The following is a 17,652-nucleotide window of genomic DNA, read 5'->3' as shown; positions in this document are numbered from 1 at the left end:
AGGCTTAAGGTAACGACGTTAGCGTAACGGCGTTAGCCCAATTAGTCATCACCCCTGTTCGTGTCCGGGTTTCGGGTGCTGGTGACCGAAGACGCCGCGGGGAGCGTGGCCGTGCACGCCCTCGGCGTAGGCGGTTTCGGCGTGCAGGGCGAAGTCGATGCCCGCGATCTCGTCCTCCTTGCTGACGCGGAAGCCCATCGTGCGGTCGATCAGCTTGCCGAGGGCGAACGAGACCAGGAACGCCCACAGCGCGACCACGACCACGCCCACCGCCTGCTTGCCCAGCTGGGCGAGACCGCCGCCGTAGAACAGGCCGCGCGCGCCGCCGGTCATCACCTCGTCGGCGAGCAGGCCGATCAGCAGGCTGCCGACGATGCCGCCCATGAAGTGCACGCCCACCACGTCCAGCGAATCGTCGTAGTTCGCCTTGAACTTCCAGCTCACCGCATACGAACAGACCACGCCCGCAACGAGACCCACGACCACCGCGCCCAAGGTGCTGACCGAACCGCACGACGGCGTGATCGCCACTAGGCCCGCGACCACGCCCGAGGCCGCGCCGAACGTGGTCGGGCGGCCGTCGCGCAGCTGTTCCACCAGCAGCCAGCCCAGCATGCCGAGGCATCCGGCGACGAGGGTGTTCAGGAAGACGGCCGCGGCGATGCCGTCCGCGGCGAGCGCCGACCCGGCGTTGAACCCGAACCAGCCGAACCACAGGATGCCCGCGCCCAGCAGCACGAACGGCAGATTGTGCGGCCGCATCGCGTCCACCTTGAATCCGATGCGCGGACCCAGCACCAGTGCCAACGCCAATGCCGAGCCGCCCGAGGCGATCTCGACCACCAGCCCGCCCGCGAAATCCAGCGCGCCGAAGGAGGCCAGCCAGCCGTCGGGACCCCACACCCAGTGCGCGATGGGCGCGTACACCAGCAGCGTCCACAGCGGCACGAACACGATCCAGGCCGAGAATTTGGCGCGGTCCGCGATGGCGCCGCTGACCAGGGCGGCGGTCAGGATCGCGAAGGTCAGCTGGAAGGTCGCGTAGAGCAGTTCCGGCACCGAGCCGCGGATCGACGACGGGCCGATGCCGGTCATCCCCGCATGGGTCAGATCGCCGATCAGCCCGCCGCCGGCGTCGTCGCCGAACGACAGCGTGTACCCGAGCAGCAGCCACACCACGGTCACCAGCGGGATGGCGATGAAGCTCATCATCAGCATGTTCAGTACGCCGGTGGAGCGCACCATCCCGCCGTAGAAGATGGCCAGGCCGGGCGTCATGAGCAGGACCAGCGCGGTGCTGGCCAGCAGCCAGGCCGTGGCTGCGGGGTCGATCGTCGGGGGCACGGTAACTCCTTCCGGCGCGTTGCGCGTCGCAAGGAAATTACCGAACCCCCCTCGCTAGGCGGGCCGGGCCGCTGGCGCGTCCTGCTGTTTACGGGTCTTGCGGGCCAGCGCGCGGCGGCCGCGCGGACCGGGAACGGGCAGGTCGTCGCGCAGTGCCAGCCATTCGGCCGTGACCAGCCACTGCTGCTGGGCGCGGGCGTCGGCGGTGTCGTTGAACACCCGCCGGCCGCGGTCGTCGCGCACGTCGTGGGCCAGCACGGACCAGCGCGGCGCGCGGCCGTGCTCGCGCTCGTACTCGTCCAGGAAACCGGCCACCAGGGTGCCGATCGTGTTCACCGGGCGCATCGAGACCCGATTGCCGAATTTGGCGGAATGGAAACGCCGTGCGGCACAGAGCGATCGCGGCGTGGCATTGAACGCGATCCAGCCCGCCCTCTGCACCCGCTCGATCAGCCACAGATGTTTGATCGCATTCGGCGCGATGTCGCCCACGCGCTCGCGAATCAGCGTCAGGACAGGATCGGTGAGCAGAATGTCGCGCCGCGTCGGTCCGCAGCCGTGTTCTTTCCAGTATTCGTGGGTGGTCGTCGCCAGAATGCGGCCGAATTCGTCGATGCTGCGCTGGGCGCGCTTGCCGAGCCGTTCGATGCGTTCGGCCTCCGCGCGCATCTCGTTCTGGGTGATGAGGGTGCGGATGGCCGGCATCGTCGGTACCTGACCGCGCTCCAGTAACTCCAGGATGGCTGCGGCGGTCTTCGGGTCGGCGGCGGCCGTGACCGGTAAGGAGTCCCGGTCGAGCGCGAACTCTCGCGGGCCGATGGCCCGGCTGAGCAGGCCCGTGGCGGCGCGGTCGCCGGCGAATTCGGTATGCGAAAGCAATGCGGTGGCGATGTCGTTACACGACGGCACGGTCGACATTTCCTCCCGGACGGTGCGGGAGGCTCGGTAAAGCCGTAGGGGAGAACTCCCGCGGGGCTCTGTGAGTCGGTGATTTGGTTGTGCCCCGGTCGGGATGAGGGACCGACCGGGGCCACCAACCTGATGAAGGTTTGGCTACCGAAGTTGCCGAAACCCACGTTAGCCATTTCCTCGCCCGGAATGCCAATCGGGTTACTGGATCGTTATGTCCACAATTCTCGAGGCAAACGGGGAGCCGGTCCGGAATGCGTGCGGCCGAGCCGTCGCGGTTCCGTGAACGGGTGTTATTGGTCGCATTTCCAAATTGTTTCCGTGGCGGGCGGACTTATCGGTATGTTGTGGTGCGCCGCAGCGGGTTTCGGGAATGCTTGCCGGACGGGCTCTTTCGAGGTGCGTCCGAGGCGCCGGGACCGGGCGGCCGGTTGCCATGAACGATGTCGGTGGTCGCCGGTACCCTCGGGCCGTGGCTCTGTACCGGAAGTACCGACCGGCAACATTCGCAGAGGTGGTGGGGCAGGAGCACGTCACCGAACCGCTGAGCACCGCACTCGACACCGGGCGGATCAGTCATGCCTACCTGTTCTCCGGCCCACGCGGTTGCGGCAAGACGTCCTCGGCGCGCATCCTGGCCCGCTCGCTGAACTGTGTCGAGGGTCCGACGTCCCGGCCGTGCGGGGTGTGTTCCTCGTGCGTGGCGCTGGCGCCCGGCGGGCCGGGCAATCTGGACGTCATCGAGCTGGACGCCGCGAGCCACGGCGGCGTCGACGACACTCGCGAGCTGCGCGACCGCGCCTTCTACGCGCCGGCCGAGTCGCGCTACCGGGTGTTCATCGTCGACGAGGCGCACATGGTCACCACCGCGGGTTTCAACGCGCTGCTCAAGATCGTGGAGGAGCCGCCCGCACATCTGATCTTCGTCTTCGCCACCACCGAGCCCGACAAGGTGCTGCCGACCATCCGTTCGCGCACCCATCACTACCCGTTCCGGCTGCTGCCGCCCGCGACCATGCGCGGCCTGCTCGGCAAGATCTGCGAGCAGGAGGGCGTCCAGGTCGAGGAGGCGGTGTACCCCTTGGTGATCCGCGCCGGGGGCGGTTCCCCGCGCGACAGTCTGAGCGTGCTGGACCAGCTGCTGGCCGGTGCCGGGACCGAGGGCGTCACCTATCAGCGGGCGCTCGCGCTGCTGGGCGTCACCGATATCGCGCTGATCGACGAGGCGGTCGAGGCGTTGGTGGCCGGTGACGGCGCGGCGCTGTTCGGCACCGTCGACCGGGTGGTCGAGGCCGGTCACGATCCGCGCCGCTTCGCCACCGACCTGCTGGAGCGCATGCGCGACCTGATCCTGCTGCGCGCGGTACCCGACGCGACCGACCGCAACCTGGTCACCGGCCCCGGCGATGTCCTCGACCGGATGCGCGACCAGGCCGAGCGCATCGGCCCCGCCACGCTGACCCGTTACGCCGAACTGCTGCACGAGGGCCTGGGCGAGATGCGCGGCGCCACCGCCCCCCGCCTCCTGCTCGAGGTCGTCTGCGCCCGCATGCTCCTCCCCGCCGTCTCCGACGCCGAATCCGCGACGCTCCAACGCCTGGAACGGCTGGAGCGCGGCATGGCGGGCGGCGCTCCCGCCGCCGCGAGGCCCGCGACGAATCAGGCCCCGAGCGCCCCCGCCCAGCCTGGCGGGGAGTCGACGCCGAGCCCCGCGCCCGCCGGGGGCGGCTCCCGCCGCCGAGGCGCCGAGGCCCTCGCCGCCATCCGCGCCGAAAAGACCCCTCCCACAGCATCTTCCACCACGGACACCGATGTCCACGGGTCGCCGCCCGCTCGCGAGCCGGTTTCGCAAGAGGTCGGCTCCTCGGTATCGGCCATGCCCTCGGATCCGGATCCGGAGTCGTCGTCGCAGGCAGGTGGTGACGTTGCGCGCGTGGCCCAGGAGCAGCGCCCGCACCCGGCCCAGCGGGCTCAGGCTCCGCACGGCCCGGATTCCCCAGCCGCCCAGCCGCTTTCGGATCCCGCGCCGCCGATGATGGATGCCGTGGCCGACACCGCTGAAGTGGCGTCGGCCGATCGATCCGGTGTGCGGGCGGAAACCCCTGCCCCGCAAGCTGGTTCGATCGACGCCCTTGATTCGTCCGCACACGGCGACGAGCCCGAGGTGAGTGCCGGTCCCGTAGCGGACGATGCGGTGCGTCCGGATCCGTCCGACGGGTCCGATGCGACGGCCGAACTGTTCGAGCCGTCCGGCCAGGCGGCGCAGGACATTTCGGAGGTTGCGCCTGCGGGCGGCACCTCCGCAGACGCGCTGCCGATCGATCCGGAATCCTCGCCCGAGCCGACCACATCCGCAGCAGCCTCGCCCGGTGCAGATGCCGATGTGCCCGGTCAACTGGATGCGCACGGCAGTGCCGACCCGTCCGGTCCGGCGGATGCATACGGCAGTGCCGACGCGCCCAGTACGGCGGATGCACACGGCGGTGCCGATGTGTCCAGTCCGGCGGATGCGCGTGGCAGTGCTGACGCGTCCAGTCCGGCGGGTGCGCGTAGCGGTGCCGACGCGTCCAGTCCGACCGGTGCGCGTGGCGGTGCCGATGTGTCCGGTCGGGTCGAGGCGCTCGGTGATGCCGATGTGTCCGGTCCGGCGGTAGGCGCTGCCGGGGCTGCTGAGATGGCCGGGGCGGTGGGCGGTGCTGCGGCAGCGGGTGCACAGGGGGATGTGGTCGGGGAGGTCGAGGCCAAGTGGGGGGAGATCAGGGGGAAGGTGCGGGAGTTCGGGGCCGCGGTGCATGCGTTGTTGTCCGGGGCTTCGGTGGCTCGGGTCGAGGGGGACACGATCGTGTTCGCGCATCAGCACGCGCCGTTGGCGCAGCGGCTGTCGAATCCGAAGTATGTGGAGGCCGTGCAGGGGGCGGTGCGGGCCGTGCTGGGGCGGGATTACGGGGTGCGATGGGAGGTCGGGTCCGGAGCGCCTCCCGCGAGCGGCGGCCGTGCCCAGTCCGGTGCGCCGAGTCGTGGCGGGGCGGCTCAGGGGCGTGGCGGCGCGGCCCCGGCACAGGGTGGGTCGGGGCAGTCACGTCCGGCGCAGGGCGAGACCCCGCGGTTCACCCGGCCGAGTCAGTCGCGGACGACGAGCCCGGAGGCGTCCGGCTCGACCTCGGCGCGCGGTCGCGAATCCAGCCCGGCGGGCAATGATTCGAGCACCCCGCCACCACCGCCGGACGACGACATTCCGCTGCCCGACGGCCCGGACCTTCCCGACGACCCGGGACCCTCCGGCTACTCGTCGGTAGGTTATGACGGTGTCCCACCTGCGCCGACGCCGGAGGAGGAGCAGGAGATGCTCGACGAGTCGGCCCGCCCGGCCCCGCCCGGAGACCGCCGCGACCCCGATGAGGTGGCCTTGGAGTTGCTCGCGAGTGAGCTGGGCGCCACACGCCTGGAGGCTTGACAGACACCCGCCGGACGGCCTTAAGTTAACCGGAGTTCGCATCCGGCTGTACTATGAACGGGTGGTCGTCAGCGGCGGTGCTACGAGGCTCTATGGTTGGCCCCGGAAGAGGGGCGAACCGAGCCCGCGTGCGCCTCTGCATGCCGACGTTTGTACAGCGTCCAGTCCTGGTGCGAGCCATGTGCCCGGACCGCCATCCACACGGTCGGCCCGACGGCCGGTCGGCGAGGTTACCTGCGGCGATATCGGGCACTGCGGTGTCGGCGCAGCCTAAGGAAGGAAACACTCCGATATGACCACAGAGGCCTACATTTTCGAGGCCATCCGCACTCCGCGGGGCCGCAACAAGAAGGGCTCGCTGCACTCGGTCAAGCCGATCGATCTGACGACCGGTCTGGTCAAGGAGCTGCGCAACCGCTTCCCGGATCTGGACGAGGACCGTATCTCCGACGTCGTCCTCGGCGTGGTCTCGCCCGTGGGCGACCAGGGCGCCGACATCGCCCGCACCACCGTGCTGGCCTCGGGCCTGCCCGACACCGTCGGCGGCACCCAGATCAACCGGTTCTGCGCATCGGGCCTGGAGGCCGTCAACCTCGCCGCCCAGAAGGTCCGCTCCGGCTTCGAGGACCTGGTCATCGCCGGTGGCGTCGAGTCGATGTCGCGCGTGCCGATGGGTTCCGACGGCGGCGCCATGTTCATGGACCCGTGGACCAGCTACGAGAACTACATCGTCCCGCAGGGCGTCTCGGCCGACCTGATCGCCACCATCGAGGGCTTCAGCCGCGAGGATGTCGACGCCTACGCCGTGCGGTCGCAGGAGCGCGCCGCGGCGGCCTGGAACGGCGGCTACTTCGCCAAGTCGGTCGTGCCGGTGCGCGACGTCAACGGCCTGCCCGTGCTGGATCGCGACGAGCACATGCGCCCCGGCACCACCCTGGAAGACCTGGCCAAGCTCAACCCGTCGTTCGCGGTGGTCGGTGAGATGGGCGGCTTCGACGCGGTGGCGACCCAGAAGTACCACTTCGTGGAGAAGATCAACCACGTCCACCACGGCGGCAACAGCTCCGGCATCGTCGACGGCGCGGCCCTCCTGCTGATCGGCAGCGAGGAGGCCGGCAAGGCCTCGGGCCTCACCCCGCGTGCCCGCATCGTCGCCACCGGCATCAGCGGCGCCGACGCCACCATCATGCTGACCGGTCCCACCCCGGCCGCCCAGAAGGCCCTCGCGAAGGCCGGCCTGAGCGTCGAGGACATCGACCTGTTCGAGCTGAACGAGGCGTTCGCCTCGGTGGTCCTGAAGTTCCAGAAGGACCTGAACATCCCGGACGAGAAGCTGAACGTCAACGGCGGCGCCATCGCCATGGGCCACCCGCTCGGCGCCACCGGCGCGATGATCACCGGCACCATGGTCGACGAGCTGGAGCGCCGCAACGCCCGCTACGCCCTGGTGACCCTGTGCATCGGCGGCGGCATGGGCGTGGCCACCATCATCGAACGCGTCTGACGCCCTACCTCACAGGAGAGACCAAAGACATGACCGACAACATGATTGCCTGGGAGAAGGACGCCGACGGCATCGTTGTGTTGACCATGGACGACCCCAACCAGGGCGCCAACACGATGAACGAGCTGTACAAGAGCTCGATGCAGGCCACCGTCGACCGCCTCGAGGCCGAGAAGGACGACATCTCCGGTGTCGTCATCACCTCGGCGAAGAAGACCTTCTTCGCCGGTGGCGACCTCAAGAACATGATGCAGACCGGGCCGGAGGACGCCGCGGCCATCATGGAGGAGCTGACCGTCATCAAGGGCGCGCTGCGCCGCCTGGAGCAGCTCGGCAAGCCGGTCGTCGCCGCCATCAACGGCGCCGCGCTGGGCGGCGGCCTGGAGATCGCGCTGGCCACCCACCACCGCATCGCCGCCGACGTGAAGGGCCTGAAGATCGGCCTGCCCGAGGTGAAGCTGGGCCTGCTGCCCGCCGGCGGCGGTGTCACCCGCACCGTGCGGATGTTCGGCCTGCAGACCGCGCTGCTGCAGATCCTGTTGCAGGGCAACGAGTTCGACGCCAACAAGGCCAAGGGCATCGGCCTGGTCGACGAGGTCGTCGGCTCGGTCGAGGAGCTGGTCCCCGCCGCCAAGGCGTGGATCAAGGCCAACCCCGACAAGGGCGTGCAACCCTGGGATGTCAAGGGCTACAAGATCCCCGGCGGCACCCCGGCCAGCCCGGCGCTGGCGGCCAACCTCCCGGCGTTCCCGGCGAACCTGCGCAAGCAGCTCAAGGGCGCCAACATGCCGGCCCCGAAGAACATCATGTCCGCCGCCATCGAGGGTGCGCAGGTCGACTTCGACAACGCCTCGCTGATCGAGTCGCGGTACTTCGTCAACCTGCTCACCGGGCCGGTTGCGAAGAACATGATCCAGGCGTTCTTCTTCGACCTGCAGACCATCAACAACGGTGGTTCGCGGCCGAAGGACGTGCCCAAGCGCGAGATCAAGAAGGTCGGCGTGCTGGGCGCGGGCATGATGGGCGCGGGTATCGCCTACGTGTCGGCCAAGGCCGGGTACGAGGTAGTGCTGAAGGACGTCTCGCAGGAGGCGGCCGACCGCGGCAAGAACTACTCGGAGAAGATCGAGGCGAAGGCGCTCTCGCGCGGCAAGACCACCGAGGAGAAGTCCAAGGCGCTGCTGGACCGCATCCACCCGACCGCCGACGCCAAGGATTTCGCGGGCGTCGACTTCGTCATCGAGGCCGTCTTCGAGAACACCGAGCTGAAGCAGAAGGTGTTCCAGGAGATCGAGGACATCGTCACCCCCGACGCGCTGCTCGGCTCCAACACCTCCACCCTGCCCATCACCGGCCTCGCCGCCGGCGTGAAGCGGGAGCAGGACTTCATCGGCATCCACTTCTTCTCGCCGGTCGACAAGATGCCCCTGGTGGAGATCATCCGTGGGGAGAAGACCTCCGACGAGGCGCTGGCCCGGGTGTTCGACTACACCTTGGCGATCCGGAAGACCCCGATCGTGGTGAACGACAGCCGCGGCTTCTTCACCTCGCGCGTGATCGGCACGTTCGTCAACGAGGCGATCGCGATGCTGAAGGAAGGCATCGACCCGCAGACCATCGAGCAGTCGGGTCTGCAGGCCGGTTACCCGGCGGCGCCGCTGCAGCTGTCGGACGAGCTGAACATGAAGCTCATGCAGAAGATCGCCGCCGAGACGCTCGAGGCCGCGAAGGCGGGCGACACGCGTCTGGGCACCGAGCGGCATCCGGCGCAGGACGTCATCGACTACATGGTGGGTGAGGGTCGTCCGGGTCGTCTGGAGAAGGCCGGGTTCTACGAGTACGACGAGAACGGCAAGCGGCTGGGCCTGTGGTCGGGGCTGCGTGAGCATTTCAAGACCAGCACCGAGGATCAGGTTCCGTTCCAGGACCTGATCGATCGGCAGCTGTTCATCGAGGCCATCGAGACGCAGAAGTGTTTCGACGAGGGTGTGCTGACGGCGACGGCCGATGCGAACATCGGCTCGATCTTCGGTATCGGCTACCCGGCCTGGACCGGCGGTGTGCACCAGTTCATCGTCGGGTACCCGGGTGGACAGGAGGGCTTCGTGGCCCGCGCCGACGAGCTTGCCGCCAAGTACGGCAAGCGGTTCGAGGTGCCCGCCTCGCTGCGCAAGTAGCAGCATCCGGCGGCACGTAATCGCTGGTACGGCCCGGTCCACGGCAGACGTGGACCGGGCCGTACTGCGTCCGAAGGGCTTTCGCGGGTACGGGCGGGTGTCGTATACACGCGGACGGAATTGCCACCGCATCGCGGAAGTCCGCGCTACGTTGGAATGAGCGGAACGTTCGAGGTGGTCCCATGAACCCACATACGGGCAAGGTCCGCAGCACCGATACTCCCGCCGAATCGAACACCCAGCGTTACCCGCAGATCGGGATCGCCGACCAGCTCGCGGCGATGGGGTTGTTCGACGCCGAGGAGATCGGCCGCGGCGGCTTCGGGGTCGTCTATCGCTGTGCCCAGCGCGCCCTGGACCGGATCGTCGCGGTGAAGGTGCTCTCCTCGGAGATCGACGCGGAGAGCCGCGAGCGGTTCCTGCGCGAGGAGCACGCGATGGGCCGGCTGTCCGGCCACCCGAACATCGTCGACGTGCTGCAGGTGGACGTGACGCCCGGCGGACTGCCGTTCATCGTGATGCCCTACGCCACGCACGGCTCGCTCGAGGAACTGATCCGCGACCACGGACCGCTGGACTGGTCGGATTCGCTGCGGGTCGGGGTCAAGCTGGCCGGGGCGATCGAGAGCGCGCATCGGGTGGACGTGCTGCACCGCGACGTGAAACCGGGCAACGTGCTGCTCAGCCGCTACGGCGAACCGCAGCTGACCGATTTCGGCATCGCCCGCATCCCGGGCGGGTTCCGCACCTCGACCAGCATGATCACCGGTTCGCCCGCGTTCACCGCGCCCGAGGTGCTCAAGGGCGAGGAACCGACCGTGCGCTCGGACGTGTACGGCCTGGGTTCGACCCTGTTCGCGCTGCTCACCGGGCACGCCGCGTTCGAGCGGCAATCCGGGGAGAAGGTCGTCGCGCAATTCCTGCGCATCACCACCCAGCCCGTGCCGGACCTGCGCGAGCAGGACATCCCCGCGGGTGTGGCGGACGTGATCGAACGGGCGATGGCGGCAGATCCGGCCGACCGGCCGCAGTCGGCGCTCGAGCTGGGTGAGCTGTTGCGCTCGGTGCAACGCGAGGAGGGCCAGCTGCCCGACGAGATGGCGTTGCTGCAACCCGGGCCGAACGCCGACGAGAAGGGGCCCGCCGGGGCCTCGGCGCATCCGTCGCTGCGCTCGCGGTCGGTGCTGACGGGACTGCGGGCCTCGCCCACATTGCGGCCGCCGCCCGGCGACCCCTCGCGGCGTACCGCCGCGGCACACCCACTCGCCCCGCCCGCGGCGCTACCGCCCACGGCCGCAACGAAATTCCGGCCGCCGACCCCGACGCGGCAGCCGATCGAACGCCCCCGGCTGCTGGACATCCTGCGCGCCGGGGAACGCCGGCGGCTGGCGGTGATCCACGGCCCGGCCGGATTCGGCAAGAGCACCGTCGCGGCGCAATGGCGGGCCGAACTGACCGCCGGTGGCACGGCGGTGGCCTGGCTCGGCATCGGTCACGACGACGACAACGAGGTGTGGTTTCTGGCGCACCTGGTGCAGGCCATCCGGCGGGCGGCGCCGGAGCTGGGCGCCGGCCTCGAACAGCTGCTGGAGGAGCGGTCCGGGGAGGCGGTGCCCTACGCGATCTCCACGCTGATCGATGAGATCCATGCCGCCGGGCGGCCGGTCGCGGTGGTGATCGAGGACTGGCACCGGGTCACCGACGCCGGGGCGCATCGGGCGATGGATGCCTTGCTGGACAACGCCTGTCATCACCTGCGCTTCGTCGTGACCACCCGGGAGCAGGCCGGGCTGCCGCTGAGCCGGCTGCGGGTGCGCGACGAGGTGGTCGAGATCGGCTGCGACGAACTGCGCCTGACACCGGCGGAGACCCGGCAGATCCTGGTGGAGCGCAACGGTTTTCAGCTGACCGACGAGCAGATCGAGCAGATCCACAGCGCCGCGGACGGCTGGCCGGCGGCGATCCAGCTGGTCAGTCTGTCGCTGCGGGGCGGGCGGCCGGTGTCCTCGGACGAGCAAGCGGGGGCGGTCGACGCGGAACAGCTCATCGCGCATCTGTCCGGCGGCAACCAGGCGATCCGGGAGTACCTGTCGGAGAACGTGCTCGACACCCTCGATGCCGACATGCTCGAATTCCTGATGTCGATCTCGGTGACCGAGCGGGTGAGCGGCCCACTGGCCGCCGCGCTCAGCGGTGCGCCGGACGCCGAGCAACTGCTGGAGCAGGCGCAGCAGCGGGAGCTGTTCGTGAGCCGCGTCGAACACGATCCGGAGTGGTTCCGGATTCAGCCGCTGTTCGCCGAACACCTGCGTAACCGGCTGGAGCGCGTGCATCCCGGGCGTTCGAAGGCGCTGCACCGCAAGGCTTCCCGGTGGTACGCCGAACATCGGCAACTGCGCCGGTCGGTCGATCACGCACTCGCGGCCACCGATCTCGAGCTGGCGCTGGACCTGGTGGAATCCGGCGGCATGGATCTGATCGACACCTCGCGGCTGGCCACGCTACTGGGGACGGTGTCGAAATTGCCGGTGCAGCAGGTGGCTTCGCGGTCGAAGCTGCTGCTGGCGTTGGCGCGCGCCAACATCAACCTGCAACAGTCCGGGGCCGCCCGCACCGCGCTGGGGCGACTGTCGAGCATGCTGGCGCGCAGTTCGCCCACCGACGCCGAGACGGTGCGGCAGCGCTGCGAGGCCGCCGTGCTGGGCGCCGCCGACCTCGTGGCGCGCGACCGCACCGACGGTGTGCTGGACAAGATTTCGGACTGTCTGGAACTGGCCGACGACCTGCCGCCCTGGACGGTGTCGACGGCCGGCAATCTGGTGTCGTTCGTGCGGTTGTGCGCCTTCGATTTCGACGGCGCGCGCGGGATACAGGACTGGGCGGCGCAGTACCACGCTCGCTCCAAGGACCCGCTCGGCCTCGTGCTGGGTTTGCTGGGCAAGGGTGCGGCGGCCTACGAACAGCTCGATATCGACACGGCCACACAGTGTTTCGAGCAGGCCTGGCAGACCGCGCGGGAGCGTTCGGGGCCGCGGTCGCACGCGGTCCGGGTGGCGGCCGCGCTGCTCGGCGAGGTCACCTACCGGCGCGGTGATCTGGAGGCGGCCGAGATACTGCTGGATCAGAGCCATCAACTGGTGGCCCGGGTGGGGCCGGTCGACTTCCTGATCACCACGTTCGTGGTGGGCGCCCGGGTCAAGGCGGTGCGCGGCGATATCGACACCGCCGCCGCGCGGTTGGACGAGGGCGCGCGCATCGCCACCGACCGCAAACTGCCCCGGTTGGCCGCGCACATCCGCGCCGAACGACTCCGGCTGGACCTGCCGGTGGAGCAGTCCGCCGCGGCGGCGCCGGAACCGGCGATGCGGCCGGTGCGCCACAGCACGGGCACGGCGGCGCTGACGTCGGAGGCGGAGGAGATCGCCACCATCCGCGCCCTGCTGGCCCGCCACTACCGCGGCGGCGTCGATGCCCTCGGCAACGACGAACTGGCCCCGCTCGGCACCGACGACTCCGCGGTGAAACGGGCCCGGGCACTCCACGCGCGCATGTCCGAACAACACCGCCCCCGTGCGGAATTGGACGCCGCCCTGCTCCTGGCCGAATGCCTGTCCGCGGCGGGCTGGACCGGCGAGGCGATCGCCACCCTCGCCCCGGCCGTCGCCCGCTGCGCCGAATTGGGTTGGAGCCGACCACTATTGGACGCAGGCCCAGGAGTCCTCGCCCTACTCGCCACCTTCCGCAACGACTTGCTGTTCGGCACCGACCACGCCGAAACCCCGGTCATACCAAGGAAATTCCTCGACTCCCTGCTGTGAGCAAAGGCGAATACGTCGCCCCGGCACGTAACCCGTCACCCCGGCACGCTTTTGGCCGGGGTCCACACCCATCGGAGTGGATCCCGGCCAAAAGCGTGCCGGGATGACGAAGGCGCTTTTCCTGGCGGATGGTGCCCTTTGTCAGGCGCTCCACCAGGGGCGGAGGGGGACCGTCCACTCGTTGTCCGTGCCCAGCTTCATGCCGAGGACCTGGTGGAGTTGGACTACGTTGCGCTCGAAGCCGAGGACGCAGCCGGCCATGTAGAGGCCCCAGACCTTGGCGGTGCCCTCGTCGGCCGCGGCGACGCAGGAGTCCCAGTTCTCGACCAGGTTCTTGCACCATTCGCGCAGCGTGAGCGCGTAGTGCGGGCGCAGGTTCTCCTCGTGGAGGACCTCGAGGCCGACGTTCTGGATGTCGGAGATGATGCGGCCGGAGCCGATCAGCTCGCCGTCCGGGAACACGTAGCGGTCGATGAAGTCACCGGCCTTGGTGGTGCGGGTGTTGTCGGGCCGGGTGATGCAGTGGTTGAGGAACAGGCCGCCGTCGCGCAGCTTGCTCTTGATGTAGCCGAAGTACGACGGGTAGTTGTGCACGCCGATGTGCTCGGTGAGACCGATGGACGACAGCGCGTCGAACTCGGATTCGGGCACGTCGCGGTAGTCGGAGTGGCGCACCTCGGCCAGGTCCTGCAGACCCTCCTCGGCGATCTTCTTCTGCGCCCACTCGGCCTGTTCCTTGGACAGCGTCGCGCCGATCACCTTGACGCCGCGCTTGGCCGCGTAGCGCACCATGCCGCCCCAGCCGCAGCCGATATCCAGCAGCCGGTCGCCCGCCTTCAGGTTCAGCTTCTCGAACACCAGGCGGTACTTGTTCTCCTGCGCCTGCTCGAGGGTCCAGTTCTCCTCGCCGTACACCGCGCAGGTGTAGGTCATCGACGGGCCGAGCACGTACTCGTAGAACTCGTTGGAGACGTCGTAGTGGTGGTGGATCGCCTCGGCGTCACGGCCTTTGGAGTGCCGGAAGCCCTCCAGCGCGATGCGCCGCCAGCGCGGCAGCGTCTCCTGCGGCGGCGGCGCGATCGGCTTGAGCGCGTCCCAGCCCAGCGAGCGCGCGATGGTGACCAGCGCCAGCGCCGACGGGCGCCGGAACTTCAAGTCGCTCATCGCCTTCAGGATGTCGTACGGGTCACCCGGGTGGATGCCCTCGGCGGACATGTCGCCGGAGATGTAGGCGCGGGCCATGCCGAGATCGCCCGGCGCGGTGGCGATGTAGTTGATGCCGCGCGGGGTACGGATGTCCAGCCGGTATTTCGAGTCCTCCGGACCGCAACTCGACCCGTCGTAGGCGGTGAACCGGATCGGCACCGGTCCCTCGACGAGGGTCTCGAAGATCTCGGCGATGCTGAGTTTGGTTCCCAGTTCCGCGAAGACGTCCGAACGATCTTTGAACGTGGTCACTTGCGTTGCACCGCCTTCGAATACAAATCCAGTAAACGATGATCCGGGTCGTAGTGTTTCTTCAAATCGGGATAGACGTCGCCGCCGTACAATGCGGCGAACTCATCTTTGTCGTAGTACGCGTCCGAGTACAGGGATTTGTGCCCGTCCAATTCGGACACTTTGTGCTCGATGGCGCGATTGGCGGCGCCCTCCTGCTCGCCGGGCGTCGTCGGCACGGCCGACCAGAAGCCGACGTTGACGTAGGTGCGGTCGGGTTCCAGCGGGTACAGCGGCCACGGCCGTCCGGCGGTCGTGGATCCCTTGTCGCGCAGGCGAAGTGGGCACAGCCAGACCGGTTCGATCGGGATGTCGGCGAGGAACCACTCCATGAATTCGGCGGTGCGCTCGATCGGCACCTCGATGTCCTGCACGACGCGTTCGCGCGGCGGGTTGCCCTTGCGGGCCTCCAGCCGATCGGCGATGCCGTACTTGTGATCGAGCGCGATCAGCTTCCAGTAGAAGCTCGAACGCCGGTACTGCCTGGGCCAGAAGCGGCGGATCTTCGGGTTCTGGGTGCCGAACGCGCGCGAGCACCAGAACCAGTCGGTGTCCCAGCGCCACAGGTAGTCGTGGATGGTCAGGCGGTCGCGGGTGGGCTGTTTCGCATCGTGCTGGATGGAGCGGTAGAAGATGTCCATCCCGGTGTAGTCGCTGACCGGGCCGGGCTCGTCGGTCTGCCGGCCGAGGATCAGGTAGCTCTCGTCGGCGGTGAAGACCACGCCGTCGAGGTAGTCGACCGGCTCACCGTCGTAGGAGCGGTCGAGGACGATCTGCGCCATGACCGCTTCCAGCTCGCGCAGGTCGTGGAAGCGCACGTGCCGCAGTTCCACGTAGGGACGCACCTGCTCCAGCTCGATCTTCAGCCGGGTCGAATAGCCGAGCGTGCCATAGGAGTTCGGGAAGCCCCGGAACAGTTCGGCGTGCTCGCCGTCGGGCGTCGCGGTGATGATCTCGCCCGCGCCCGTCAGCACGTCGATCTCCAGCACCGACTCGTGCGGCAGGCCGTTGCGGAACGAGGTGGACTCGATGCCCAGCCCGGTGACCGCGCCGCCGAGGGTGATCGTCTTGAGCTGCGGCACCACCAGCGGGGCCAGCCCGTACGGTAGCGTCGCGGCGACGAGGTCCTCGTAGGTGGTCATCCCGGCCACGTCGGCGGTCCGGGCCTGTGGATCGACCGCGATCACCCGGGTGAGGCCCGAGACGTCCAGCCCCGGAGCGGGGTTCTTGGCTCGGGCCCGGAACAGGTTCGAGGTCTTCTTGGCCAGCCGGACGTTCGCATCCCGGGGGATGGCGCGGTAACTGGCCAGCAGGCGGTCCACCCCCGCCCGATGCGCGGCAAAACCTGATTCGTGTGCGGCCGGTGCGCGGCCGGCCATCCCCAACAGACTCACTGCCACACCTTGACGCTATATCTCCGGGAAGTGGGAGGCCACCGCGAGGGTACCTATTGCCAGGAATTTTCACGCATCCGTTGCAATGCGTTGGGGTCCGGGCGCGATGCTCTGGCATCGGGCGAACGGGCAGGTCGCGGCGGTAATTAGCCAGCCTAACGGAGTGTGCTGGAGCTTTCGGGGCGCCGGGCGGAGATCATCGCCCGGCGTCGGCCGCGCTCAGTTGCGGGGGTACCCGTTGGGCGGTCCGGATTGCGGGTGGCCTGGCGGCGGGCCGTAAGGGTGCGGCGGCTGCCCGGGGTACGGCTGCGGTTGGTAGCCCGGCGGGGCGTACCCGGGTCCCGGCCCGCCGGGCGGCGGCGCGTACCCGGAACCTGGTGGCCCGGGCGGCGGCGCGTGTCCGGAAACCGGCGGCCCGGGCGGCGGCGTGTACCCGGGACCGGGCGGCGGGGCGTACCCCGGATCGTGCGGGCCGGGCGGCGGGTAGCCACCGGTCGCGGCGTGGGGATGCACCGGGGTGTGCTGTGGCGCGGCGGAATTCGCGTGGCCCGCCGATGCGCCCTGGCCCTGCGGAAATCCGTCCGGCGACGCCTGGACGCCCGCGACGCCGGGCGGTTGCGCCATCGGATAGGGCGAATTGTTCTGCGGCGGAGGCGAGCCCGCACCGGCGGTGGGTCCGGTGGGCTTGCGCAGTTCGCCGCGCAGGAGCCAGACACAGCCCGCGCTCAGCAGCGGGCCGACGACTATCAGGGTCCAGCCGATGCGCTTGTTCCTGCTGTTCTGCTCGTCGACGGTGCGCGTGGTCGAGCTGCCGTGCCGGCTGGTCGTCGTGCAGGTGTCGCCGGCCTTCATCTCGTGGCCGCCGCAGTCCACCTTGCCGTCGCCGTTCAGCGTCACGATGCCGCCGATCAGCAGGCCGATGCCGAACACGATGCCGAGCACGTAGGTGACGACGTCCTTGATCCGACGTGCGCGCAGCACGGTATTCGACACGAACCCCCCTAGGTGATTCCCGTTACGATGACGACCCGGCTCCCCTGAGTCGCGGCGTAGCATAGCCCGGCGGCAGGCAAGGTGCACATCGCCGACTCAAACAAGGAGTTCACAGTGGGACAGGTCAGCGCCTCCAGTTCGATCGTCGTTCCGGCCGACTCGCAGCGCACGCTCGAGGCGATCTCGGACTACGAGACGGTGCGACCCCGCATCCTCTCGTCGCACTATCGGGACTACAAGGTGCTCGAGGGCGGCAAGGGCGCCGGCACGGTCGCCGAATGGACGCTGCAGGCCACCGAGAAGCGGTCGCGCAATGTGCACGCGGTGGTATCGGTCTCGGATTCGATCGTGACGGAACGGGATTCGAACTCGACGCTGGTGACGACCTGGACGGTGACGCCGTCCGGCGCCGGTTCCCTGGTCACCGTCCGGACCAGCTGGAAGGGCGCCGGCGGCGTTCCCGGCTTCTTCGAGGGCATCTTCGCGCCCCTGGGCCTGAAGAAGATTCAGGCCGAGGTACTGGAGAACCTGAAAGGCGAACTGTCGTAAGGGCTTCCGGCCA

The 17,652-nt window shown here is 69.1% G+C and carries 10 protein-coding genes; 5 read left to right on the top strand and 5 right to left on the bottom strand.

What is annotated here, in order from left to right:
* Positions 1-48: 48 nt before the first annotated feature.
* Positions 49-1,344: an ammonium transporter gene (locus ACFMRZ_RS21120; protein WP_280363556.1), complete on the bottom strand. Its 1,296-nt coding sequence runs from the start codon at positions 1,342-1,344 to the stop codon at positions 49-51.
* A gap of 54 nt (positions 1,345-1,398) precedes the next feature.
* Positions 1,399-2,253 carry a hypothetical protein gene (locus ACFMRZ_RS21115; RefSeq protein WP_400180450.1) on the bottom strand — a complete coding sequence of 285 codons (855 nt, stop codon included), beginning with the start codon at positions 2,251-2,253 and terminating at the stop codon, positions 1,399-1,401.
* A gap of 472 nt (positions 2,254-2,725) precedes the next feature.
* Here ACFMRZ_RS21115 and ACFMRZ_RS21110 point away from each other — a divergent pair, with 472 nt between their 5' ends.
* The 4 genes from ACFMRZ_RS21110 to ACFMRZ_RS21095 all read left to right on the top strand — a co-directional run bounded on the left by ACFMRZ_RS21110 (position 2,726) and on the right by ACFMRZ_RS21095 (position 13,206).
* On the top strand, positions 2,726-5,707 hold the full coding sequence (locus ACFMRZ_RS21110) for a DNA polymerase III subunit gamma and tau (protein ID WP_400180449.1): 2,982 nt from the start codon (positions 2,726-2,728) through the stop codon (positions 5,705-5,707).
* 292 nt (positions 5,708-5,999) lie between these two features.
* The gene (locus ACFMRZ_RS21105; RefSeq protein ID WP_280270357.1) at positions 6,000-7,211 is read left to right on the top strand and encodes an acetyl-CoA C-acetyltransferase; all 1,212 of its coding nucleotides are present in this window, start codon (positions 6,000-6,002) and stop codon (positions 7,209-7,211) included.
* Positions 7,212-7,240: 29 nt separating this feature from the next.
* Positions 7,241-9,388: a 3-hydroxyacyl-CoA dehydrogenase NAD-binding domain-containing protein gene (locus tag ACFMRZ_RS21100; protein WP_400180448.1), complete on the top strand. Its 2,148-nt coding sequence runs from the start codon at positions 7,241-7,243 to the stop codon at positions 9,386-9,388.
* 182 nt (positions 9,389-9,570) lie between these two features.
* Positions 9,571-13,206 carry a protein kinase gene (locus tag ACFMRZ_RS21095; RefSeq protein WP_400180447.1) on the top strand — a complete coding sequence of 1,212 codons (3,636 nt, stop codon included), beginning with the start codon at positions 9,571-9,573 and terminating at the stop codon, positions 13,204-13,206.
* A 141-nt stretch (positions 13,207-13,347) separates the two neighbouring features.
* Here the strand turns inward: ACFMRZ_RS21095 and ACFMRZ_RS21090 are convergent, their stop codons facing one another.
* From ACFMRZ_RS21090 to ACFMRZ_RS21080, 3 genes are all read right to left on the bottom strand, one after another.
* Positions 13,348-14,664: a class I SAM-dependent methyltransferase gene (locus tag ACFMRZ_RS21090; protein ID WP_400180446.1), complete on the bottom strand. Its 1,317-nt coding sequence runs from the start codon at positions 14,662-14,664 to the stop codon at positions 13,348-13,350.
* On the bottom strand, positions 14,661-16,082 hold the full coding sequence (locus ACFMRZ_RS21085) for an FAD-binding oxidoreductase (protein WP_280273885.1): 1,422 nt from the start codon (positions 16,080-16,082) through the stop codon (positions 14,661-14,663). The genes ACFMRZ_RS21090 and ACFMRZ_RS21085 overlap by 4 nt, the downstream gene beginning before the upstream one ends.
* Positions 16,083-16,316: 234 nt before the next feature.
* The gene (locus tag ACFMRZ_RS21080) at positions 16,317-17,090 is read right to left on the bottom strand and encodes a hypothetical protein (RefSeq protein WP_400180445.1); all 774 of its coding nucleotides are present in this window, start codon (positions 17,088-17,090) and stop codon (positions 16,317-16,319) included.
* A gap of 114 nt (positions 17,091-17,204) precedes the next feature.
* On the opposite strand from ACFMRZ_RS21080, the gene ACFMRZ_RS21075 reads away from it, so the two are divergent.
* A complete protein-coding gene (locus ACFMRZ_RS21075) occupies positions 17,205-17,639 on the top strand; it encodes an SRPBCC family protein (RefSeq protein ID WP_280273877.1) in 435 nt (144 codons plus the stop codon).
* The last annotated feature ends 13 nt before the right edge of the window (positions 17,640-17,652 follow it).

This window comes from Nocardia sp. N2S4-5, from assembly GCF_044628355.1.
Lineage (GTDB): Bacteria > Actinomycetota > Actinomycetes > Mycobacteriales > Mycobacteriaceae > Nocardia > Nocardia wallacei_B.
This window is presented reverse-complemented; position numbering and strand designations above follow the sequence as displayed.

Coding starts and splice junctions, on each gene's coding strand:
- ACFMRZ_RS21100 (WP_400180448.1), top strand. CDS start 7,241: ATGACCGACAACATGATTGCCTGGGAGAAGGACGCCGACGGCATCGTT.
- ACFMRZ_RS21105 (WP_280270357.1), top strand. CDS start 6,000: ATGACCACAGAGGCCTACATTTTCGAGGCCATCCGCACTCCGCGGGGC.
- ACFMRZ_RS21095 (WP_400180447.1), top strand. CDS start 9,571: ATGAACCCACATACGGGCAAGGTCCGCAGCACCGATACTCCCGCCGAA.
- ACFMRZ_RS21085 (WP_280273885.1), bottom strand. CDS start 16,082: ATGGCCGGCCGCGCACCGGCCGCACACGAATCAGGTTTTGCCGCGCAT.